Source organism: Aeromicrobium sp. 636 (genome assembly GCF_024433585.1).
Lineage (GTDB): Bacteria > Actinomycetota > Actinomycetes > Propionibacteriales > Nocardioidaceae > Aeromicrobium > Aeromicrobium senzhongii.
In genome coordinates this window covers 1231483-1253698 of the sequence record NZ_WNJU01000001.1, presented here as the reverse complement: position 1 = coordinate 1253698, position 22216 = coordinate 1231483, and the positions used below count along the sequence as shown (strand labels likewise).

General features: G+C 70.0%; 21 protein-coding genes. 9 read left to right on the top strand and 12 right to left on the bottom strand.

Features of this window, described 5'->3' with window-relative positions; translation table 11 throughout:
- The first annotated feature begins 119 nt into the window (after window positions 1-119).
- A complete protein-coding gene (locus tag GL325_RS06245; protein WP_187768925.1) occupies window positions 120-1100 on the top strand; it encodes a GNAT family N-acetyltransferase in 981 nt (326 codons plus the stop codon).
- On the opposite strand, the gene GL325_RS06240 is transcribed toward GL325_RS06245, so the two are convergent.
- Window positions 1064-3172, bottom strand: coding sequence for an MMPL family transporter (locus tag GL325_RS06240; protein WP_187768924.1), 2109 nt, complete (start codon window positions 3170-3172; stop codon window positions 1064-1066). The genes GL325_RS06245 and GL325_RS06240 overlap by 37 nt on opposite strands.
- A gap of 150 nt (window positions 3173-3322) precedes the next feature.
- Here GL325_RS06240 and GL325_RS06235 point away from each other — a divergent pair, with 150 nt between their 5' ends.
- The 4 genes from GL325_RS06235 (at window position 3323) to GL325_RS06220 (ending at window position 6598) form a co-directional block, all read left to right on the top strand.
- Window positions 3323-4672 carry a folylpolyglutamate synthase/dihydrofolate synthase family protein gene (locus tag GL325_RS06235; protein WP_187768923.1) on the top strand — a complete coding sequence of 450 codons (1350 nt, stop codon included), beginning with the start codon at window positions 3323-3325 and terminating at the stop codon, window positions 4670-4672.
- Window positions 4669-5004: a DUF4233 domain-containing protein gene (locus GL325_RS06230; protein WP_154595637.1), complete on the top strand. Its 336-nt coding sequence runs from the start codon at window positions 4669-4671 to the stop codon at window positions 5002-5004. Before GL325_RS06235 ends, GL325_RS06230 begins: the two co-directional genes overlap by 4 nt.
- A 66-nt stretch (window positions 5005-5070) precedes the next feature.
- Window positions 5071-5742: a metallophosphoesterase gene (locus tag GL325_RS06225; protein ID WP_223110975.1), complete on the top strand. Its 672-nt coding sequence runs from the start codon at window positions 5071-5073 to the stop codon at window positions 5740-5742.
- Window positions 5735-6598 carry a chromosome partitioning protein ParB gene (locus tag GL325_RS06220; protein ID WP_154595635.1) on the top strand — a complete coding sequence of 288 codons (864 nt, stop codon included), beginning with the start codon at window positions 5735-5737 and terminating at the stop codon, window positions 6596-6598. The genes GL325_RS06225 and GL325_RS06220 overlap by 8 nt, the downstream gene beginning before the upstream one ends.
- 13 nt (window positions 6599-6611) lie before the next feature.
- On the opposite strand, the gene GL325_RS06215 is transcribed toward GL325_RS06220, so the two are convergent.
- From GL325_RS06215 to GL325_RS06195, 5 genes are all read right to left on the bottom strand, one after another.
- Window positions 6612-7778, bottom strand: coding sequence for an ABC transporter ATP-binding protein (locus GL325_RS06215; protein ID WP_154595634.1), 1167 nt, complete (start codon window positions 7776-7778; stop codon window positions 6612-6614).
- 11 nt (window positions 7779-7789) lie between these two features.
- Window positions 7790-8629: a carbohydrate ABC transporter permease gene (locus GL325_RS06210; RefSeq protein ID WP_154595633.1), complete on the bottom strand. Its 840-nt coding sequence runs from the start codon at window positions 8627-8629 to the stop codon at window positions 7790-7792.
- A complete protein-coding gene (locus GL325_RS06205) occupies window positions 8629-9567 on the bottom strand; it encodes a carbohydrate ABC transporter permease (RefSeq protein WP_154595632.1) in 939 nt (312 codons plus the stop codon). Before GL325_RS06205 ends, GL325_RS06210 begins: the two co-directional genes overlap by 1 nt.
- Complete coding sequence (locus GL325_RS06200; RefSeq protein WP_223110974.1) at window positions 9564-10847, bottom strand: ABC transporter substrate-binding protein; 1284 nt, start codon at window positions 10845-10847, stop codon at window positions 9564-9566. Before GL325_RS06200 ends, GL325_RS06205 begins: the two co-directional genes overlap by 4 nt.
- A 119-nt stretch (window positions 10848-10966) precedes the next feature.
- The gene (locus tag GL325_RS06195) at window positions 10967-12643 is read right to left on the bottom strand and encodes a glycoside hydrolase family 13 protein (RefSeq protein WP_187768920.1); all 1677 of its coding nucleotides are present in this window, start codon (window positions 12641-12643) and stop codon (window positions 10967-10969) included.
- Window positions 12644-12681: 38 nt separating this feature from the next.
- Here GL325_RS06195 and ndk point away from each other — a divergent pair, with 38 nt between their 5' ends.
- Together ndk and GL325_RS06185 are read left to right on the top strand one after the other, a co-directional pair.
- Window positions 12682-13089, top strand: a complete 408-nt coding sequence (gene ndk, locus GL325_RS06190; protein ID WP_154595630.1) for a nucleoside-diphosphate kinase — start codon at window positions 12682-12684, stop codon at window positions 13087-13089.
- Window positions 13090-13093: 4 nt separating this feature from the next.
- Complete coding sequence (locus GL325_RS06185) at window positions 13094-13834, top strand: 3-keto-5-aminohexanoate cleavage protein (protein WP_187768919.1); 741 nt, start codon at window positions 13094-13096, stop codon at window positions 13832-13834.
- 7 nt (window positions 13835-13841) lie between these two features.
- Here the strand turns inward: GL325_RS06185 and GL325_RS06180 are convergent, their stop codons facing one another.
- On the bottom strand, window positions 13842-15266 hold the full coding sequence (locus tag GL325_RS06180; protein ID WP_187768918.1) for a CotH kinase family protein: 1425 nt from the start codon (window positions 15264-15266) through the stop codon (window positions 13842-13844).
- Window positions 15267-15376: 110 nt separating this feature from the next.
- On the opposite strand from GL325_RS06180, the gene GL325_RS06175 reads away from it, so the two are divergent.
- A complete protein-coding gene (locus GL325_RS06175; protein WP_187768917.1) occupies window positions 15377-16687 on the top strand; it encodes a DUF2079 domain-containing protein in 1311 nt (436 codons plus the stop codon).
- Window positions 16688-16743: 56 nt separating this feature from the next.
- Here the strand turns inward: GL325_RS06175 and GL325_RS06170 are convergent, their stop codons facing one another.
- The 3 genes from GL325_RS06170 to glpX form a co-directional block, all read right to left on the bottom strand.
- Window positions 16744-18141 carry an aspartate ammonia-lyase gene (locus GL325_RS06170; protein WP_187768916.1) on the bottom strand — a complete coding sequence of 466 codons (1398 nt, stop codon included), beginning with the start codon at window positions 18139-18141 and terminating at the stop codon, window positions 16744-16746.
- Window positions 18142-18209: 68 nt separating this feature from the next.
- Window positions 18210-19133: an alpha/beta fold hydrolase gene (locus tag GL325_RS06165; RefSeq protein WP_154595626.1), complete on the bottom strand. Its 924-nt coding sequence runs from the start codon at window positions 19131-19133 to the stop codon at window positions 18210-18212.
- 4 nt (window positions 19134-19137) lie between these two features.
- Window positions 19138-20145: a class II fructose-bisphosphatase gene (gene glpX / locus GL325_RS06160; protein ID WP_187411768.1), complete on the bottom strand. Its 1008-nt coding sequence runs from the start codon at window positions 20143-20145 to the stop codon at window positions 19138-19140.
- Window positions 20146-20222: 77 nt separating this feature from the next.
- Here glpX and GL325_RS06155 point away from each other — a divergent pair, with 77 nt between their 5' ends.
- A complete protein-coding gene (locus GL325_RS06155) occupies window positions 20223-20756 on the top strand; it encodes a DUF4245 family protein (protein ID WP_187768915.1) in 534 nt (177 codons plus the stop codon).
- On the opposite strand, the gene GL325_RS06150 is transcribed toward GL325_RS06155, so the two are convergent.
- A complete protein-coding gene (locus tag GL325_RS06150; protein WP_154595624.1) occupies window positions 20723-20953 on the bottom strand; it encodes an exodeoxyribonuclease VII small subunit in 231 nt (76 codons plus the stop codon). The two genes, GL325_RS06155 and GL325_RS06150, sit on opposite strands and share 34 nt — an antisense overlap.
- Window positions 20946-22169, bottom strand: a complete 1224-nt coding sequence (gene xseA, locus GL325_RS06145; RefSeq protein WP_187768914.1) for an exodeoxyribonuclease VII large subunit — start codon at window positions 22167-22169, stop codon at window positions 20946-20948. The genes GL325_RS06150 and xseA overlap by 8 nt, the downstream gene beginning before the upstream one ends.
- Between the last annotated feature and the right edge of the window lie 47 nt (window positions 22170-22216).

Sequence of the window (22216 nt, the reverse complement as noted above, 5' to 3'; positions counted from 1 at the left end):
CGCCGGGCGCCGGTTTACCACGGGACCGTGGTAAACCGGCGCCTCCCCGGGGAAGTTCACCCAGGGAGGCGCCGGCTTGCCCGGGGGAGTCCAGGAAGATGGACGGCGGAGGCGATCAGATGAGCGACGGCAGCAGGCCGACGATCCACGTCGTGGCGGCGTTCACGACCGATGCGGACGGCCGGATCCTCGTGGTCCGCAAGGCCGGGTCCGAGATCTTCATGCAGCCCGGTGGCAAGCCCGAGCCCGGCGAGCAGCCGGTGGAGGCGCTCGTGCGCGAGCTCGCCGAGGAGCTGCTGATCGACGTCGATCCGGACGACCTTGCGGCGTGGGGACGGTTCGAGGCCGACGCCGCGAACGAGCCGGGCCACCACCTCGTCGCCGACGTCTTCGCCCTGCGCCTCGACCGCGAGGTGACCGCTGCGGCCGAGATCGCCGAGGCGCGCTGGTTCACCCGGGACGAGGCTCGCGACCTGGGCGATCGCCTGGCGCCGTTGGCGCGCCGGATGCTGGAGCTGCCGCCGACCCGCTCGCAGTTCCGGCCCTTCCGCTTCACCGAGCCGATCGAGACGGCGCGGCTGCGCTTGCGACCGATCACGGTGAACGACGTGGACGCCTTCCACGAGTACCAGTCCCGCGAGGACGTCGCCCGCTTCATGCTGTTCGAGCCGCGAAGCCGCGAGGAGATGGCCGCCAAGGTGGCGGAGTGGTCGTCGCACACCGCGCTCGAGCGCGACGGTGACTACCTGGAGATTCCCGTCGAACTCCGCACCGGCGGACGCATGATCGGACACCTCTATCTGAGCCTGCGCAGCGTTGACCACCTCACCGCCGAGATCGGTTGGGGCCTCCATCCGGACTTCCAGGGGCAGGGGTTCGCCGAGGAGGGTGCCCGTGCGCTGCTCCAGCTCGCTTTCGAGCGGATGCGGCTGCACCGCGTCGTCGCCGAGCTGGATCCGCGCAACGACGCCTCGATCGCACTGTGCCGGCGCCTCGGCATGCGCGAGGAGGCCCACTTCCGTCAGGACATGTGGTTCAAGGGCGACTGGGCCGACACCGGGATCTACGCGGTGCTGGCCGAGGAGTTCTCGGCCCGCTGACCGTCGGTGCGCCAGAGGGCGCTCGGCCACCAGATCCGCCGGCCGATGTCGAGGTTCAGCGCTGTCACCAGCACCGAGCGCACGATGATCGTGTCGAGCAGGACGCCGATGGCCACCGCGAAGCCCAGCTCGGCCAGGAACACGACCGGCAGCGTCGCCAGTGCCGAGAACGTGCCCGCCAGCACGAGCCCCGCCGAGGTGATCACGCCGCCGGTCGCGGCCAGGCCGATCAGGGCGCCGCGCCGCGTGCCGTGCACGAGAGCCTCCTCGCGCACCCGGGTCATCAGGAAGATGTTGTAGTCGATGCCCAGCGCGACGAGGAACACGAACGCGAACAGCGGGAACGACGAGTCCGCTCCGGCGAAGTCGAACACGTACCGGAACACGAGCGCGCTGATGCCCAGCGCGGCGGCGAAGGACAGCACGACGGTGACCAGCAGGATCACCGGCGCGGCCACGGAGCGCAGCAGGATCATCAGCACGAGCAGGACCACCACGAGGATGATCGGGATGATGAGGCGGTTGTCAGCCGCCGAGGCCTGCTGGACGTCCAGGTTGAGCGCCGTGTTGCCGCCGACCAGCGCGTCGGCCCCGTCCACCGCGCCGACCGCGTCGCGGATGTCCTCGATGGCGTCCTGAGCCGCGGAGGAGTCGCTGGGCACCGACAGGGTCGCCTCGATGTAGGACACGTCGCCCTTGGTCCGCGGCGGCGTCACCGTGGCCGGGTCGACGCCTTCGACGCTGGCCAGGGCCGAGCGCACCTGCGGCGCGCCGTCGGCGGTGGAGATCACCTGGACGGGGTCGCCTGCGCCGGCCGGGAAGTGCTCGGCGATCCGCTCCTCGGCGATGACCGAGTCCGGCGTGCTGGTGAACGCCTCCTCGTTGCTCAGGCCCGTCGCGTCGAGCTTCACGACACCGAACGAGAGCGCCACCAGGACGAGGGTCGTGACGACCCACACGACGCGGGGCGCCTTGGCGATGCGGCGGCCCACGCCGGACCAGAAGCCCCGGTCCGTGCGCTCGGGATCGCCGAAGTGCGGGATGAACGGCCAGAAGACCCAGCGGCCGAAGATGACCAGGAGCGCGGGCAGGAGCACCAGCATGATCAGCAGTGACACGGCGATGCCCGCCGCGCCCACCGGTCCGAGTCCGGCGGTCGAGTTCATCTGGGCGAACAGCAGGCACAGCAGTCCGATGACGACCGTGCCGCCGCTGGCGATGATGGCCGGTGCGGCCCGGTGCAGGGCATGGGCCATCGCCTCATGGCGGTCCTCGTACCGGCGCAGCTCCTCGCGGTACCTCGCGACGACGAGCAGGGCGTAGTCGATGCCCGCGCCCAGGACCAGGACGCTCAGGATGCCGGCGCTCTGCCCGTTGACGGTCAGGCCGCCGTACTTCGCCAGCAGGTAGACCAGTCCCTGGGAGGCGAACACGCTCATCAGGCCGCAGAACAGCGGGATCAGCCACAGGATCGGGCTGCGGTAGGTCAGCAGCAGCATCACGACCACGACGCCCACCGCCGACAGCAGCAGGATGCCGTCGATCCCCGCGAACGACTCCGCCTGGTCCGCGCTCAGGGCGGCGGGTCCGCCGATGTCGACCTGCAGGTCGGTGTCGGCGATCCCGGACTCCGACGCGTCGCGGATCTCGTCGATCCAGTCCGGGAGCTTCTCCCAGGAGTCGTCGTCGAGCGTCATCGGCACAACCAGCTCGATGGCCTGGCCGTCGCGGCTGGGGATCGGGGGAGTGATCTCCCCGAGGGGAACGTCCTCCAGGGCCGCGATCTCACGAGAGACGGCCTGGGCCGCGGCGAGGTCCTGCGGGCCGAGCCGCTCCGAGGACGACAGCATGACGATCGCCGGGACGCTCTCCTCGTCGTAGAAGGCCCCGGCCTTCTTGATCACCTGGGTCGACTCGGCGTCGTCCGGGAGCCAGGCCGCGACGTCGTTGTCCTGCACGCTGGTGAGCTTGCTGGCGAACGAGCCGAGGGCGCCGATGAACAGCAGCATGACGACCAGGACCACCCATTTGGCCCACCGATGCGTGATCCACCCTGCCGCCTGACGATTCATTCCCTCAGTGTGTTCCCGGCTCCGGAACGCTGACCATGGGTGGAATCACCCATTTCCGGTCGGGGTCGTCAGCCTGGTCCCGCCCGCCTCACCAGCCTCATTCGCGGCGGTGTGACAACCCTCGATGCCCGCACTGGGATACTGGCAGGGATGAGGCCCACCTACCCCGATGTCGAGCTCGCCCTGCTGTCCCGTTGGCCCGAGACCCGGCTCGAGCCGTCGCTCGACCGGATCCGCGCCGTGTGTGAGCTGATGGGTGATCCGCAGAACGCGCAACCGGTCATCCAGCTGACCGGCACCAACGGCAAGACCTCGACCAGCCGCATGATCGATGCGCTGCTGCGCGCCCTCGACCTGCGCACCGGCCGCTTCACCAGCCCGCACCTGCAGCGCATCAACGAGCGCATCTGCATCGACGGCGAGCCGCTCAGCGACGACCTCTTCGTCGACGCCTACGCCGATGTCGCCGTCTACGCGGACCTGGTCGACCAGAACCAGCCGCACCGGCTGAGCTTCTTCGAGATGCTCGTCGCGATGGGCTACGCCGCGTTCGCCGACGCGCCCGTCGACGTCGCGGTCGTCGAGGTGGGCATGGGCGGCGCATGGGACGCCACGAGCGTCGCCGACGCCGCGGTCGCGGTCATCACCCCCATCGACGTGGACCATGCCTCCTACCTGGGCGACACGCCGGCCGACATCGCTGTCGAGAAGGCCGGGATCATCAAGCCCGGCACCCGCACCGTCCTGGCCTCGCAGTCCGAGGAGGTCCTCGAGGTCATGCTCGGCCGCGCCAACGAGGTGGGTTCCCTGCTCGTGCTCGAGGGCGCCGACTTCGGCGTCGAGTCGCGCACCACCGCCGTGGGCGGCCAGCTGTTCACGATCCAGGGCGTCAAGGGACGCTACGAGGACATCCTGCTGCCGCTGCACGGCGCCTTCCAGGCCCGCAATGCGGCGCTCGCGCTGGCGGCGGTCGAGGTGTTCACCGGCGAGGCCCAGCTCGACCCCGACCTGGTGCGCGCCGGTTTCGGCGCGGTGACGTCGCCCGGACGGCTCGAGGTCGTCCGGCGCAGCCCCACCGTCGTCCTCGATGCGGCCCACAACCCGCACGGCGTGCGGGCGATGGTCGAGTCGCTCACCGACGAGTTCGCCTTCAGCCCGCTGATCGGGGTCGTCGGGATCATGGCCGACAAGGACGCCGAGGAGATCCTGCACGAGCTCGAGCCCGTCGTGGCGCACCTCATCTGCACGCAGAACAGCACCGAGCGCTCGCTCGCGGCCGGCGACCTCGCCGAGATCGCCGCCAGCGTGTTCGGGGCCGATCGGGTCGAGGTCGTGCCTCGCCTCGACGACGCGCTCGAACGGGCGATCTCGTTCGCCGATGCGCCGGGCGAGGAGTTCGGCGACTCGATCGGCTCGGCCGGGGTCCTGGTGACGGGCTCGGTCGTGACCGTCGGCGAGGCGCGCACCCTGCTGCGCGGCGGAGAGGGCGGTGCGGCATGAGGCACATGTGCGCGACGATGCTGACGCTGCAGGCCATCATCCTGGGCCTGTCCATCCCCGTGATGATCGCGGTGCAGGACGTCGAGCCGCTCACAGCGTCGCTGCTGGGCGGTGGACTGGCGGTGCTGTGCCTCGTCACGGCGGGCCTGCTGCGCCAGCCGTGGGCCTACTGGATCGGCCACGCCATCCAGGTCGCCACCATCGCCCTGGGCTTCCTGGTGCCGATCATGTTCTTCATCGGCCTGATGTTCGCGGCGCTGTGGCTCGGGGCGTTCTTCCTCGGGCGCAAGATCGAGGCGGACAAGGCACGCTGGGCCGCGGCCGGCGAGTAGCGCCGACCGTGAACGGGAATCTCGCGATGTGACATGGGTCACCCACCGGCCCGGTACGGTGGATGCATGGCGCGTGTCCTCGTGGTTGCAGACGAGATCTCGCCGGTGATCCATGACGCCGGCGTGCGGCGGATGCGCCCGGACGTCGTTCTCGGCGCGGGCGACCTGCCGTGGGACTACCTGGAGTTCCTCTCCTCGATGCTCGACGTGCCGGTCGTGTTCGTGCCGGGCAACCACGACCCCGAGGTCGACGCCCCGCTGTCGGGATTCCGCGGCTGGTTGACCGGCAACGGCCTGCCCCGGGAGGACCCGCGTCCGCTCGGCGGGACGAACGCCGACGAGTCGATCATCGACGTGGCCGGACTGCGCATCGCCGGGCTCGGCGGCAGCATCCGCTACAACGACGGCCCGAACCAGTACACCCAGGAAGAGTTCACCAAGCGCGCCAGGCGGTTGCTCAGGGTGGCTGCCAAGCGCGGAGGCGGGGTCGACGTGCTGCTGACCCATGCGCCGCCCCGAGGGCTCGGCGACGGCGACGACCCGCCGCACCACGGCTTCGAGGCGCTGCACGAGGTCATCGAGACGCTCAAGCCCACGTGGCACCTCCACGGGCACATCCATCCGTACGGTCAGCCCCAGCCCGACCGGACCCTGGGGTCCACCACCATCCGCAACGTTGTGCCCTACCGGCTCATGGAGATCGAGCCGCACCTCCAGTCGGTGGAGGGCCATGGCTGATTCAGGGTCCCCGCGGATCGACGCCGAGAGCGACTTCCTGCGCTCCCGGCGCCTGCAGACCCTGTCGTCACTGGCGGCGATGCTGCGCGGTGACCGCGACACGACCAAGGCGCTCTCGTTCGACGAGGTCGCCGATGCGCTGGGCCGGCGGGGTGAACGGCGCGTGGGGCTGCAGCTGATCCCGCTCGACGCGATCATCGGGTCGGTCGACAAGGTGCGCGACTTCGATCGTCGGTTCCGGCCCACCTCGGACCGCAGCCGGGCCCGTTGGGAGCGCATCGCCCGGGCCAGCCGGATCGGCGAGGAGATCCCGCCGATCGACGTCTACAAGCTGGGCGACTACTACTTCGTGCGCGACGGCCACCACCGCGTGTCGGTCGCCCGCGCCCTGCACCTGCGGCTCATCGAGGCCGAGGTCACCGAGGTCCAGACGCTGCTCGAGCCCCGCGACATCGGCCGGCGCACCGACCTGGAGATGAAGCACTGGCGCAAGCTGTTCCTGCAGCGCGTGCCGCTCGAACCGAGGATCCGCGGAGCCGTCACCGTCACGGACCCCTTCGCCTACGGCCTGCTCGCCGAGATGGTCGAGGCCTGGGGTGCGCGCTGCATGCAGGCCGAGGGCCAGTTCATGGACAAGCAGACGATGGCCCGCCGCTGGCTGGACGAGGAGTTCCTGCCGGTCCTGCAACTGGTCGCCGACGCCGGACTGAAGGGCGAGGACGAGACCGACGCCGACGCCTACATCCGCATCGCGGGGGAGCGGTACCGCCTCATCGGCGAGCACCTGTGGGACCGCGACATCATGGCCGAGGTCGCCAAGCGGCGTGGGCGTCGCTCCTCGCGCCGCCGGACCTGAACCCTCCCCGGGCTCAGTGCGTGATGTTCTCGCCGCTGGACGCGTCGAAGATCTGGATCTTGCTGGTGTCCACGTACAGCTCGGCGCGCTGACCGCTCGCGACCTTGGACTCGGCGCTGAGCCGGGCGTTGACCTGCGTGCCGCCGCCGGTCATGTCCTGACCGGAGTCCTTCGCCAGGTCCTCCAGGTCGGCGTTGTCGGCGCTGTTGCCCTCGACCGAGAAGTACGCGTAGACGTCGGAGCCCATCTGCTCGACGAGGTCGACCGTGACGTCGACCCGGGCGCCGGGGGAGTCCGCGGCCACCAGCGAGGCGTCCTCGAAGTGCTCGGGGCGGATGCCGACGATCACGTCGCGGCTGGCACTGCCCGAGCGCAACGCCTCGCGAGCCGTGTCGGGCACGGGCAGGTCGCCGATCGAGGTCCGCAGTGTGTCGCCCTCGATCGTGGCGGGCAGGAAGTTCATCGACGGGCTGCCGATGAAGCCGGCCACGAACAGGTTGACGGGGTTGTCGTAGAGCTCGGCGGGGGAGCCCACCTGCTGGATCTTCCCGGCGCGCATCACGACCACCCGATCGCCCAAGGTCATGGCCTCGGTCTGGTCGTGGGTCACGTACACGGTGGTGGTGCCGAGGTTCTTCTGGATGCGTGCCACCTGGGTGCGCATCTGCACGCGCAGCTTGGCGTCGAGGTTCGACAGCGGCTCGTCCATGAGGAACGCCTTGGGGTTGCGCACGATGGCGCGGCCCATGGCGACGCGCTGGCGCTGGCCGCCGGAGAGGTTGGACGGCTTGCGGTCGAGGTGGGCCTCGAGCTCGAGCATCCGCGCCGCCTCCATCACCTTCTCCTTGATCTCGGCCTTGTCCATCCCGGCGAGCGTCAGCGGGAACGCCATGTTCTCGTAGACCGTCATGTGCGGGTAGAGCGCGTAGGACTGGAACACCATCGCGATGTCGCGGTCCTTCGGCGCCTTGTCGTTGACGACCGTGCCGTCGATCTTGAGCTCGCCGGTGGTGATGTCCTCGAGCCCGGCGATCATGTTCAGCGTGGTCGACTTCCCGCAGCCCGACGGGCCGACGAGGATGATGAACTCACCGTCGGCGATCGTGAGGTTGAAGTCCTCCACGGCCAGGGCTCCGTCGGGATACCGCTTGTTCACGTGGTCCAGGACGATTTCAGCCATGATGATTCCTTTCAGCCCTTGACGGCGCCGCTGGTGAGGCCGGCAACGATCCGGCGCTGGAAGAACAGGACGAAGATGACGATCGGGATGGTGATGACCACGGCGGCCGCGGCAATCGACTGCGTGGGCTTCTCGAACGTCGTGGCGCCGGTGAAGTAGCTCAACGCCGCCGGCACGGTGCGTGAGCGCTCGCTGGAGGTCAGCGAGATGGCGAACAGGAAGTCGTTCCAGCAGGAGATGAAGACCAGGATCGCGGTGGTGAACACACCCGGCATGGCCAGCGGCGCGATCACCTTGCGGAAGGCCTGGAACGGCGTGGCGCCGTCCATCTTGGCGGCCTTCTCCAGCTCCCAGGGGATCTCCCGGAAGAAGGCGCTCAGGGTGTAGATCGCCAGCGGCAGCGCGAACGTGATGTAGGGGATGATCAGGCCGGCCCACGTGTCGAAGAGGCCGAGGCTGGTCTCGATCTTGAACAACGGCGTGACCAGGGCGATCTGGGGGAACATCGCGATCAGCAGCGAGGCACCCACGACGAGCCGCTTGCCCGGGAAGTCCAACCGCGCGACCGCGTAGGCGGCCATCGTGCCGACCAGGATCGCGATGAACGTCGAGATCAGGCAGATGCCGATCGAGTTGATCAGCGAACGCGTGAAGTCGTTGTTGTTGAAGATCGCCTCGTAGTGCTCACCGGTGAACTGGCTCGGGAAGAAGCGCCCGTCATTGAGGGTGGCGTCCGGTTTGAACGACAGCGACAGGATCCAGATGACGGGCACGAAGGCGTAGATCAGGACCAACGCGTTCACGCCCCACCAGATCGCCTTGGTCTTCGGCGTCTCGATCACGGTGCTCATCAGCGCCTCCCCTCATCGGAACCGGGTGCCGCAGCTCCGAAGAGCTTCACGAACGCGAAGGCGATGATCGCGATCGTGATGAAGATCAGCACCGACATCGTGGAGCCGATGCCCAGGTTGAGCCCTCGGATCAGGTTGTTGTAGGCGATGATCGAGACGCTGGAGGTCTCGTTGGCGCCGCTGGTCAGGATGTAGATGTTGTCGAAGACGCGGAAGGCGTCCAGCGTGCGGAACAGCACCGCCACCAAGATCGATGGCTTGATCAGCGGGACGGTGATCTTCCAGAACCGCTGCCACGGGTTGGCGCCGTCCATCGACGCGGCCTTCATCAGGTCCTCGGGCACCAGGGCCAGGCCCGCCATGAGCAGCAGTGCCATGAACGGGATCGTCTTCCAGACCTCGGCCAGCACGATGATCCAGAACGAGCTCCACTGGCCGGTCAGGGGTGCGCTGTCGCCGGCCAGCCAGCCCATGCCCTGACTCCAGGCGAAGCGCCAGCTGAAGGCGGCGACCACGGTGACGATGGCGTAGGGGACCAGAGCCGACGTCCGCACCAGGCCACGTCCGACGATCGTGCGGTGCATGACGATCGCCAGGGCCATGCCCAAGATCAGCTCGAAGATCACGCTGACGACGGTCAGCAGCAGGGTGAACCCGAAGGCCCTCCACCAGATGTCGCTGGACAGGACCGTCGCGTAGTTGTCGAACCAGATGAACTTGTTGTCATCTGGTGTGCGCAGGTCGGCCCGGAACAGCGACAGGTAGAAGGCGTAGGCGATGGGGTAGGCGGTGACCGCCAGCATGATGATCACGGCGGGTGCCACGAGCATCAGGCCCAGCCGGCGCTCGGCCTTCTTGCCCTCGCTGTGACGCTGGCGCGCGATCCGTGCGCCCTCGTCCTCACCCTCGGTCTCGGTGACGGCCTCGATGATGCTCATGGCAGGATCCCCTTCCCGTCGATCGCGTCCTGGATCGAGGTCTTGAGCTCCTCGGTCGTCTTCTTCGGGTCGATCGCCGACGGCGGCGACAGTGTCGACGAGATGATCGTCGAGATGTTCTGGTAGACCGGCGAGATCGGTCGCGAACTGGCCGTCTCGAGGGCGTCGAGGAGCACCTGCGCCTGCGGGTACGCCTCCTTGAACTCCGCCTCGTTGAACACCGCCTCAAGCGTGGGCGGCTCGCCGGCGGACAGCGCGTGCTGGAGCTGGTGCTTCGGCGAGCGCAGGCACATCGCCGCGTCGTAGCTCTCCTGCTTGTGCTCGCTGTACTCGCTGATCCCGAAGTTCATGCCGCCGACGGTGACCCGGGACGGCTCGCCCGCGATCGTCGAGGGGAAGGTGGCGAAGCCCAGGTCCTGGGCGACGTCCTTGTTGGCCTCGCGCATCGCGGCCAGGACGTACGGCCAGTTGAGGCTGAACGCCGAGTTCTCGTTCTGCAGCTGGGCGAACACCTCCGGCTCCTGGGAGTTCGACAGCGACCGGCTGGCCAGGCCCGACGTGGCCAGTCGCTTCAGCAGCGCCAGCGCCTCGGTGGTCTTGTCGTCGATCGTGACCTTGGTGCTGTCCTCGTTGACGATCGTGCCGCCGTAGGAGGACAGGATCGTGTTGAAGCCGACGACCAGGCCCTCGTAGCGGGCACCCGTGAAGCCGATCTCGTACGGGTCGCCCTCGGCCTTGAGCTTCTCGGCCATGTCGAACATCTCGTCCCACGTGTCCGGCGGGCCGTCGCCGACCTTGTCGACCAAGGACTTGCGGTACCACATCAGCTGGGCGTTGGTGTGCTTCGGGATGCCGTAGACCTTGTCCTTCCAGGTGGCCGTCTCGAGCGGCACCTCGAGGGTGCCCTCGGTGACCTGGGCGGCCTGCTCCTCGTTCAGCGGCACGATCCAGCCGGCCTCGGCGAACTCGGCGGTCCACACGACGTCCATGCCGAGCAGGTCCATGCCCTTGTCCTTGGCGGCGAGGCGCCGGACCAGCTGCTCGCGCTGGCCGTCGGCGTCGCTCGGGACGAGGTTGCCGACGATGCGGTAGGCGCCGTCGGCCTCCTTGTTGCACTCGTCGATGATCTTGTCGAAGCCGGTGGCGGAGGCGCCGCCGAAGAGGTTGATGACGGGCGTTCCGCCGTCGTCACCGCTTCCGCAGGACGCCAGGGCCCCCACGAGCGTGGCAGCGGCGGCCAGGCCGACACTGCGGCGGATGAACTTCGTTCGCCTTGTCACGTGCACCACTCGACCTTCCCCCGAGAGTCCGCGGCGTGCGACCGGTGAAAATGTGACGCCGCTCACATGAACCTAGGGGTGTAGCGGGCGGGCCGCAAGTCCAACGGCCCGTGCGCCGATCAGCCGGGAGCGACCCAGGCCGTGGTGTCGGTGGGGAGGCGGTGTCCCTCGAGGGATCCGCTGGCCACCAGCAGCTCGCCGTGCGGCAGGTCGATCGGCGTGGGGCCGAAGTTCGTCACGACCAGGACGCGGCGACCACCGTCGGCCACGACCATGAACGCGAGCACGTCGTCACCGAGGTCCTGCCAGTGCAGCTCGCCGTGGCCCAGCCCGTACTTGCGACGCACGGTCAGGAGGCGCCGGTAGAGCTCCAGCGTGCTGCCGGCGACGCCGTCCTGGCGGTTCGGGGCCAGGTCGCCGTAGACCTCGGGCTGCGGCAGCCAGCTCTCGCCCGTGGGGCTGAAGCCGAACGCGGGCTGGTCGGCATGCCACGGCACGGGCACGCGGCACCCGTCGCGGCCCACGTCCTCCCCGTTCGTCCGGACGAAGGTCGGGTCCTGGCGCACCTCCGGCGGCAGGGTGGTGGCCTCGGGCAACCCGAGCTCCTCGCCCTGGTAGAGGTACGCCGAGCCGGGCAGCGCGAGCATCACGGTGGTCGCGGCGCGAGCGCGGCGCAGGCCCAGCTCGGGGTCGGGCTGCGGGTGGTCCGGGCCGATGCCGAGCACGCGGGTGGGGCGATCGATGTCGTAGGACAGTCGCGAGGCGTGCCGCGGCACGTCATGGTTGGACAACACCCACGTCTGGGGCGCCCCCACGGCCGTCGCCGCCGCCAGCGCGGCGGTGATCGAGTCGCGCTGGTCCTTGGCCCGCCACGGGGTCATCAGGTAGCCGAAGTTGAACGACTGGTGGAGCTCGTCCGGCCGCACGTACTTGGCCAGCGCCTCGTCCGGGACGACCCACGCCTCGGCGACCAGGATGCGGTCGGCGTCCTTGCCCTCCACGCGGTACTCGTCGACCAGTCGGCGCCAGTCGCGGTAGACCTCGTGCACGGCGGGCTTGTCCCACATGGGCTGCAGCGAGGTCGCCTCGTTGGCGATGTCGTAGTCGGTCGGGGCGTCGGGCAGCCCTTCGGCCTTGTGCAGGCCGTGGGCGACGTCGATGCGGAAGCCGTCGACCCCGCGATCGAGCCAGAAGCGCAGGACGGAGCGGAACTCCTCCTGGACCTCGGGGTTGTTCCAGTCGAAGTCCGGCTGCGTCGGGTCGAACAGGTGCAGGTACCACTGGCCGGGCGTTCCGTCGGGGTTGTCCACGCGCGTCCACGCCGGTCCGCCGAACGTGCTCTGCCAGTTGTTGGGCGGCAGCTCGCCGTTCTCGCCCTGACCGTCGCGGAAGATGTAGCGGGCGCGCTCGGGGCTGCCCGGTTCGGACGCCAGCGCGGCCTTGAACCACTCGTGCTCGCTGGAGGAGTGGTTGGGCACGAGGTCGACGATGACGCGCAGTCCCAGCTCATGGGCGCGGGCGACGAGCGCGTCGAAGTCGGCCAGCGTGCCGAAGAGCGGATCCACGTCGCGGTAGTCGGCGACGTCGTAGCCCGCGTCGTTCTGCGGGCTGGTGTAGAACGGCGAGAGCCACACGGCGTCGACGCCGAGCTTGGCCAGGTAGTCCAGGTGGGACGTGATGCCCGGCAGGTCGCCGATGCCGTCGCCGTCGGAGTCGGCCCAGGAGCGGGGATAGACCTGATAGATGACGGCGTCGCGCCACCAGTCGTCGTGGGTGGTGTCGTTGCGATCGACCATGGGAACTCCTTGATCAGCGCGCGGGATAGATTGACCTCATGACACAGCGCACGCTTGTTCTCATCAAACCCGATGCTGTGGCTCGCGGCTTGGTGGGGGCGGTGACCACGAGGTACGAGCGCAAGGGTCTGCGCATCGTTGCGATGCAGCTGCGGACGATCGACGGTGCGATGGCCGACGCTCACTACGCGGACCACGTCGAGCAGCCCTGGTACCCGCCGCTGCGCGAGTTCGCGACGTCCGGCCCCCTGGTGGCGTTGGTGCTCGAGGGAGACCACGCGATCGAGGTCGTTCGGGGGATCAACGGCGCCACGGACGGCCGCAAGGCCGCTCCGGGGACCATCCGGGGCGACTTCTCGCTGTCGAACCGCGAGAACCTCGTCCACGCCTCCGACTCCGAGGAGTCCGCCGCGCGCGAGATCGCGCTCTGGTTCCCGGAGGCCTGACGTCGTGGGCGGGCCGATCCTGATCCAGGCCTGCATCAACGGCGCGCTCCCGCCCGCAGCGCACCCGGCTCTGCCGGTCACGCCGGCGCGGATCGCCCAGGACGTCGCGGCGGTCGTCTCGGCCGGTGCCGACGCCGTGCACCTGCACGCGAAGGGTAACGACGGACTCGACACCCTCGACCCGGACACGGTCGACGCGGCCATCACCGCCGTGCGGGTGGCGGTTCCCGCACTTCCCGTCAGCGTCACCACCGGGGCGTGGGCGCTGCCCGACCCGGTGGCCCGCCTCGAGGCGATCTCCGCCTGGAGCGTGCTGCCGGACGTCGCGTCGGTCAACTGGCACGAGCCCGGCTCGGTCGCGATCGTCGAGGCGCTGTTCGAGCGCGCCGTCGGCGTCGAGGCCGGACTGTGGACGATGGACGACGTGCGCGCGTGGGCCGACTCGCCGGTGCGCGACTCGGTCAGCCGGGTGCTGCTCGAGCTGCCGGACCGTCTCGAGCCCGGCCAGGCCGTCGCCCTCGCGGACGAGATGATCGCCCACGTGCGCAAGGTCTCGGTGGACGTGCCGATCCTGTTGCACGGCGAGGGCGCCTCGGCCTGGCCCGCGCTGCGTCACGCGCTGGTCCTGGGTCTCGAGACCCGGATCGGTCTGGAGGACACCCTGCTGCTGCCCGACGGCTCACCGGCGGCCGACAACGCTGCCCTGGTGGGGGCGGCCCGCGAACTGGTCGACCGCCTCGCCTGAGCGGTCGTCAGTCCAGGAACTCGCCGTCGAGCCAGCCGACGCGGCGCTCCAGCCATTGTCGCAACAGGTCGACCTCGTTCTGCCAGCCCTCGCGGGGCTCGACCGCCGGATCGTCGTTGGCGTAGACGTGGCTCGTCGGGTCGTTGTCGAACTCGCTCGCCGTCACCGGCAGACCCGGGCCGTCGACATCGGGTGAGCTGAAGTTGTCGGCGGCATCGTCGGCGATGACGGCGGCGCGGTCGTCGATGAAGTCGCCCATCGTGGCCAGGCTGTCCGAGACCTCGGTCCAGCGGTCGGCGACCCGGGCGGCGAACCACGGATCGGACATCAGGACGTTGAAGTAGTGACCCCGGCGTTGGTTCCACAGCTGAGTGGGGGAGAAGGCCTCGCGCCATCCCGGGTCGTCGCTGATCGAGTACCAGGACCGCTGCAGCCACCAGCCCTTCGGATGCTCGAGACGCCACGAGCCGTTCGCCCGGTTGCCCTGCGAGGCGTCGAAGGCCCACGGGGCGCCCATCGCGACCGTGTCGTCCCCGCGCAGGACCAGGTGGACGTCGTCGTCGAACGGGCTGCCGATGTTCTTGGTCAGCTCGTTCAGGAGGTACCAGTCGACGAAGGAGGCGACGTCGATGCGGTCGCGGTAGCCGTTGGTCGGGAAGTCCCGGGCGTAGAGCAGGTCCTCGACCTGCTGGAACCGCACCGCCGCGTCCGAGGCGTCGCCGGCCTCGTCGTCCGGCAGGTAGAGCTGCAGGCCGCGATCGGTCCGGAAGCGCGGGTGGTCGAGGTCGCGGCTGTCCGCCAGCAGCGCGATGTCGTCGTCCTCGAGCTCGGCGCGTCCGTCCTGCACCGTGGGGCCCTCGCCGAACGAGTACAGGCCGCACGGGGTGCCGTTGACCTCCAGCCAGGCCGGCACGAGCCGCGGGACCCAGTCGAAGCCGAGCCGGCGGGCGATCTCCATCGCGCTGGCGGTGCGCAGCAGCGACCGGTCGGAGAAGTGGTCCAGCAGCACCCAGTCGCGCGAGGCGGGGAGGCCCAGGACGGAGGCGGGCTCAGCCAGCTCGACGGTGTACGGCCGCTTCAGGCCCTGCCACGGGTTGGCCGTCTGCGGGACCGACACCTCCGCGTCGAGCTCCTGCTTCGGGTCGGCGGGTCCTCGGACGGTCATCTCGACCGAGGTCGGGTCTTCGGTGCTCGTGATGAGCTCGCGGCAGGGCGCGGCGGGCTCCTCCGCGAGGTCGTCGACGGGCACCTCGAGCCGGACCGTCGCGACGCCGTCGATCTTCACGGGAGGCTGGCGTTCCGAGGGGGAGGCGGCGCCCGGCTCGGCGTCGCTCTTCGGCGCCGCGTCGACGTTGACCACGATCAGGAGGGCGAGCAGGGCCAGGGCCAGCAGAGCGGCCACGGCCACCCCGATCACGCGTGTCCGGCTCATGGTCGAACCCTACGTCGGGCGATGCGCGCGCACTGTGGGAACGCCGCTCTTCGCGAGACAGCCCGCCGACAAACGGCAACTACGGGTTACCGACCGGTACGGTGTCGAGCGTGAAGCGATGGATGCCGTGGGCCTGGGCCCTGATCGTCGGGGTGCTCTACAGCCTGGTCTCCCTGTTGTCGTGGCGACGGCTGACCGTGAACTCGTGGGACAACGCGATCTTCGAGCAGGCCGTCAAGGCGTACTCGCGGTTCGAGGCGCCGATCGTGCCGGTGAAGGGGCCCGGGTACAACATCCTGGGCGACCACTTCTCGCCGATCGACGCGCTGCTGGCCCCGGCGTACTGGGTCTTCCCGTACGGACAGACCCTGTTGGTCGCCCAAGGGGCGCTGATCGCGCTGTCCGTCGTGCCGATCACCCGCCTGGCCGTGGACCGCCTCGGCGTACGGGTCGGCTGGACGATCGCGCTCATGTACGGCCTGGCCTTCGGGTTCGGCAACGCGGTGGTGGCCGACTTCCATGAGGTCGCGTTCGCGGTGCCGATCCTGGCGATGGCCGGCGTCGCGTTCGTCGAGCAGCGCTGGTCCGCCGTCGTGTGGTGGTCGCTGCCGCTGCTGCTGGTCAAGGAGGACATGGGCGTCACCGTCGCGGCCGTCGGCGTGGCGCTGTGGCTCGCCGGCGAGCGGCGCCGAGGCCTGCTGCTGGCGGTGGGCGGGGCGATCGCCCTCGTGCTCGTGGTCTGGGTGATCATCCCGGCCTTCAACACCGGCGGCGGTTACGACTACACCAGCAACCTCGGCGGGGACGTGGGGATGTGGGAGACCCTGACCACCCAGGCCGACCGCAAGCTGCTCACGCTGCTGCTGACCTTCGGCGTCACGGGCTTCGCGGCCCTGTGGTCGCCGTGGGCCGTCGTCGCGGCGCCCACGTTCCTGTGGCGCTTCCTCGGCGACGTCGAGTACTACTGGGGCACCGAGTGGCACTACTCGATCGTCATCATGCCGATCGTGTTCGTGGCGATGATCGACGCGATCGGCAGGCGACGGTGGCTCGAATGGCCCGGCGTCGTGCTGGGCGCGGCGGTCGGCGGCTACCTGCTGGCCGGCGGCCCGGTCGTGAAACTGCTCGAGCCCGAGACCTGGGACGCCGCGCCGCGCCGCGAGGCCCTGCAGGAGGCGATCGACACGATCCCCGAGGACGCCGTGGTCGAGACCGACATCTCGGTGCTGAAGTACCTCACCGGCAGCCACGACGACGTCTACTGGATCGGCACGATCGGCGACGTGGTGCCGGACTACATCATCTTCGACCGCAACCTGACCCAGACCGATCCGATCCAGCACGGCGCCGAGCACGGCGCGGCCTACGAGGTCGTGTTCGACCGTGACAACTACGTGGTCGCCGAGCGCGTCGACGACTGACGAGAAAGACGCCGCCCGCTCCCCGGAGGGAGCGAGCGGCGTCTCGTGGCGTCTCGTCAGGGGTGCGTCATGCTCATGACGTCGAGTGCCTGGTCGAGGTCGGCCTCGCTGATGTCGCCGCGCTCGACGTAGCCCTCCTCGATGACGACCTGGCGGATCGTCTTGCGCTCCTTGACCGACTTCTTGGCGATCGCGGCCGCGTTCTCGTAGCCGATGTGGCGGTTGAGCGGCGTCACGACGGACGGGCTCGACTCGGCCAGCTCGCGGCAGCGGTCGACGTCGGCGGTGATGCCGTCGATGCAGCGGTCGGCCAGCGTCGTCGAGGCGTTCGCCAGCAGGCGCATCGACTCGAGGATGTTGCGGCCGATGACCGGCAGCATGACGTTGAGCTCGAACGAGCCGGAGGCGCCGGCGAAGGCGATCGCGGCGTCGTTGCCGATGACCTGGGCGCACACCATGAGCGTCGCCTCGGGCAGGACCGGGTTGACCTTGCCGGGCATGATGCTCGAGCCGGGCTGCAGGTCGGGCAGGTGGATCTCGCCCAGGCCCGTGCGGGGGCCCGAGCCCATCCAGCGCAGGTCGTTGTTGATCTTGACCAGGCTGACGGCGATGGTGCGCAGCTGGCCCGACATCTCGACCAGGCCGTCGCGGGCGCCCTGCGCCTCGAAGTGGTCGCGCGCCTCGGTCAGCGGCAGGCCCGTGCGCTCGGCGAGGATCTCGATGACGCGCTGGGGGAAGCCCTTCGGCGTGTTGATGCCCGTGCCGACGGCGGTGCCGCCCAGGGGGACCTCGGCCGTGCGCGGCAGCGACGCCTCGATGCGCTCGATGCCGCGGCGGATCTGCGCCGCGTAGCCGTTGAACTCCTGGCCCAGGGTGACGGGCGTGGCGTCCATGAGGTGCGTGCGGCCGGACTTCACGACGTCGGCGAACTCGGCGCCCTTGGCCTCGAGGCTCTTCGCGAGGTGGTCCAGGGCCGGGATCAGCGTGTTGAGGGCCGAGTCCGTGGCAGCGACGTGGATCGAGGTCGGGAACACGTCGTTGCTGGACTGCGAGGCGTTGACGTGGTCGTTCGGGTGCACCTCGATGCCCGAGTTCCGGGTGGCGAGGGTCGCGATGACCTCGTTCGTGTTCATGTTGCTCGACGTGCCGGAGCCCGTCTGGAACACGTCGATGGGGAAGTGGCCGTCGTGGCCGCCGGCGGCGACCTCGTCAGCGGCGGCGACGATCGCGTCGGCCATGTCCTGGTCGAGGATGCCCAGCTCGGCGTTCGCGGTCGCGCAGGCCGCCTTGATCTGCGCCAGCGCGCGGATCTGGGAGGACTCGATCGGCGTGCCGGAGATCGGGAAGTTCTCGACGGCGCGCTGGGTCTGGGCCCGGTAGAGGGCGTCGGCGGGGACCTTGACCTCGCCCATGGTGTCGCGCTCGATGCGCCATTCCTTGTTGTTCTCGGTCATGCCTCGCACCCTAGTGGGCGCGGCGCGGATCGTCCGTTTCGGGTCGAGGCGCGCGCGTGTGTGAGGGGTCAGCGGGCGCGCTCGGCGTTCGCGACGATCGCGTCGACGAACGTGCCGTACAGCTGCGCGGGGAGGTCGTGGCCCATGCCGGCGATCTCGAGCAGCGCGGCACCGGGGATCGCCGCGGCGGTGGCGCGACCGCCGGAGCGGTGCACCAGCAGGTCCTGGGAGCCGTGGATCACCTGGGTGGGCACCGAGACGGCGCGGAGCCGCTCGGTGCGATCGCTCTGGGTCAGGACCGCCAGCATGTGGCGCGAGACGCCGCTGGCGATCCAACCGCGGTCGTAGGTCTCGAGGGCGCGGGCGTGGGCGACGTCGTCGGGAGTGGGGAAGGCCGGCGACGCCATGACCTTGCCGTTGCGGACCGAGGTCTCGGCGAACTCGGGGCGGGTGCGACCGGCCGGGGCCAGCATCGTGCGGATCACGAGCGGATGGATCCAGCCCGCCGTGCGCCGGCCCGTGGTGGACATGATCGAGGTCAGGGAGCGCACCCGGGAGGGATGCTCCACGGCCATCGTCTGGGCGATCATCCCGCCCATCGAGACCCCCACGACGTGGGCGGCGTCGATGCCCAGGTGGTCCAGGAGGCCGACGGCGTCGTCGGCCAGGTCGTCGATCCCGTACGGCGCCGTGCCGCGGCCGAGGAACGCCTTGACGACGTCGGTGCGCGACACCTGGTGGTGCCGCAGCTTCGTCGAGCGCCCGGTGTCGCGGTTGTCGTAACGGATGACGTGGAACCCGCGTCCGGCCAGCAGCCGGCAGAACTCCTCGGGCCACCACGTCATCGGGCCGCCGAGTCCCATGATCAGCAGGACGGGCTGGTCCTGCGGGTCACCGAAGGTCTGGTGGCACAGGTCCAGGCCGCTGGGCAGGTGCGCGAAGAGCTCGCCGGAGACGGCGATGTCCTCCTCGCGTGCCTGCCCGGCGTCCATCGGATCAGTGCTCGTAGTCGATGGTGGAGAACGCCGCGAGCTTGTGCAGCTGGTGCTCGCTGCGGATCGTGCGGATCGTGCCCGAGCGCGAGCGCATGACGATCGACTCCGTCGTGGCGCTGCCGGCGCCGTATCGGACGCCGCGCATGAGGTTGCCCGTCGTGATGCCGGTGGCCACGAAGAAGCAGTCGTCCCCGGTGACGAGGTCCTCGGTGTGCAGGATCCGGTCGAGGTCGTGGCCGGCGTCGATGGCGCGCTGACGCTCGTCGTCGTCGACGGGCGTGAGGCGGGCCTGGATGACGCCGCCGAGGCATTTCATGGCGACGGCGGTGATGATGCCCTCGGGCGTGCCGCCGATGCCCAGCAGCAGGTCGACGCCGGAGCCGGGGCGGGCCGCGGTGATGCCGCCGGCCACGTCGCCGTCCTGGATGAACTTGATGCGAGCGCCGGTCTGGCGGATCTCCTGGACCAGCGCGTCGTGGCGCGGTCGGTCGAGCACGCACACGGTGACGTCCTCGACGTCCAGGCCCTTGGCCTTGGCGACGATCGAGATGTTCTCGGCGGCGGGCAGCCGGATGTCGACCTTGTCGGCGGCCTCGGGGCCGGTGATGAGCTTCTCCATGTAGTAGACCGCGGACGGGTCGTACATCGAGCCGCGCGGCGAGACCGCCATGACCGAGATCGCGTTGGGCAGGCTCTTGGCCGTCAGCGTCGTTCCGTCGATCGGGTCGACGGCCACGTCGCACTCCGGTCCGGTGCCGTCGCCGACGTTCTCGCCGTTGTAGAGCATCGGGGCGTCGTCCTTCTCGCCCTCGCCGATCACGACGACACCGTTCATCGCGACGGTGTTGATCATCGAGCGCATGGCGTTGACGGCGACGCCGTCCGCACCGTTCTTGTCGCCTCGTCCGACCCAGCGGCCGGCGGCCATGGCGCCGGCTTCGGTCACGCGGACGAGGTCCAGGGCGAGGTTGCGGTCGGGGGCGGCCTCGGCGGGCTTCAGGTGGTCCACGCGGTCATCCTACTGGTAGCGCCGGTTACGCTGGCTGATGCGACCAGACGGTCTCACACCTCACGAAAAGGAGCACGATGAGCGGCTACTCCCGGGGCGTTCCCGCGATGGGCGACGTGCTGCGCTCGGTGCTCGTGCTGGGTGCGGTCGTCGTCGGGCTGTTCCTCTTCGGCCGGTTGCTGACGGTGACGCCCGACAACCCCACCTCCGAGGTCGATTGGCGCACCGCCGCCTCCGGCGTCGAGAGCCGGGCGGGCTTCGTCCCGCTGGTGCCCGCCGAGGTGCCCGACCGGTGGCGGGTGACGCGCGCCGAGCTGATCGACGACCGGTGGCAGCTGAACGTGATCACCGAGAAGGACAAGTACGTCGGCCTGAGCCAGCGCCGCGGGGATGCCAAGGCGCTGAGCGCGCTGGTCGAGGACCGCGCCCCCGGTGCGAAGCCGGCCGGCGACGTGCGGATCGACGGACAGTCCTGGCAGGTGGGCACCGGGCCGAAGGGCGCGGTGACACTGTCCCGGCTCGTCGGCGGTGACGCCGTCGTGGTCACCGGCAACGCCGGTCGGTCCGTGATCGAGGACTACGTGGCGTCGTTGGAGCCCTTCTCGTCCTGAGCCCCGTCCAGCCGGGCGCGCGCGCCGTCGAGCCAGCGCTGGCATGCCTCGGCGAGGGCCTCGCCGCGCTCCCACAGGGCCAGTGACTCCTCGAGCGTGGTGCCGCCGGTCTCGAGTCGCTGCACGATCGTGACCAGCTCGTCGCGGGCCTGCTCGTAGGTCAGCTCGGAAGGGTCCGGCTGGGTCGGCTCACTCATGTGGGTGCTCCTGCAGTTCGGTGACGCGGACGGTGGCCCGTCCGTCGGTCAGGTGGAGGACGAGCTCGTCGCCGGCGGCGAGCGGCTCGATGGAGGTCACGGCATGCCCGGCGGGGTCGAGCGCCACGGCGTATCCCCGGCGCATGGTGGCCAGCGGTGACAGGGCGCGGACGCGGGCCAGGTGATGGCCGATCTCGTCGTGCGCGCGGTCGAGACGGCTGCGCATGGCTCGGCGGGCACGCTCGCGCTGGGCCATGACGAGGTCCTGCTGGGAGTCGACGAACGCCGAGGGTGAGCGCAGGACCGGGCGGCTGCGCAGGGCGGCCAGGCCGGCCAGCTCTCGGTGGACCTGGGCCGCGACGGCCTGGCGGGCCCGTTCGCGGGCGGCGGCGAGTCCGGCCAGCTCGTCGCCGACGTGCGGCACCACGCGCTTGGCCGCGTCGGTGGGGGTGGAGGCGCGCAGGTCCGCGACGAGGTCGAGCAGGGGCACGTCCGGCTCGTGGCCGATCGCACTGACGACCGGCGTGGTGGCGGCGTACACGGCCCGCACGAGGGCCTCGTCGGAGAACGGCAGCAGGTCCTCGAGAGCACCGCCGCCGCGCGCGATGACGATCACGTCCACGTGAGCCGCGGCGTCCAGCTCGCGCAGGGCCGCGATGACCGCGGTGGCGGACTGCGATCCCTGCATCAGGGCGTGGCGCACCTCGAGGGTGGCTCCGGGCCAGCGGTCGCGGACGTTCTGGATCACGTCGCGCTCGGCCGCCGAGCCCTTGCCGGTGACCAGGCCGATCGCGGTCGGCAGGACCGGCAGCGGCCGCTTCCAGCGCGCCTCGAACAGTCCTTCGGCGGCCAGCAGCTGGCGGCGGCGCTCGAGCTGGGCCAGCAGCTCGCCCTCGCCGGTGGGACGGATCTCGAGCAGTTTCAGCGAGAGCCGGCCGTTGGGGGAGTAGAACTCGGGCTTGGCGTGGACGATGACGCGCGTGCCGTCGGTGATGGGGCTGGCACTGGACTCGACCACGGCGCGGAAGGCGATGGCGCTGATGCTCATGGTGGCGGCCAGGTCGCGCAGCGTGAGGTAGTAGGTGTTGCCGCTGAGCTTCGGCTGGACGACCTCGGCCTCGACCCAGACCGCGCCGAGCTTGCCGATCCACCCCTGCAGAGCGAGCGAGATGCTGCGCAGCGGCGCGGGGGAGTCCGCGCTCGTCTCGAGGGCCATGGGGCCCACCCTATGAGTCCGGTGCGACGGTGTGCCCGGGGCTCGGC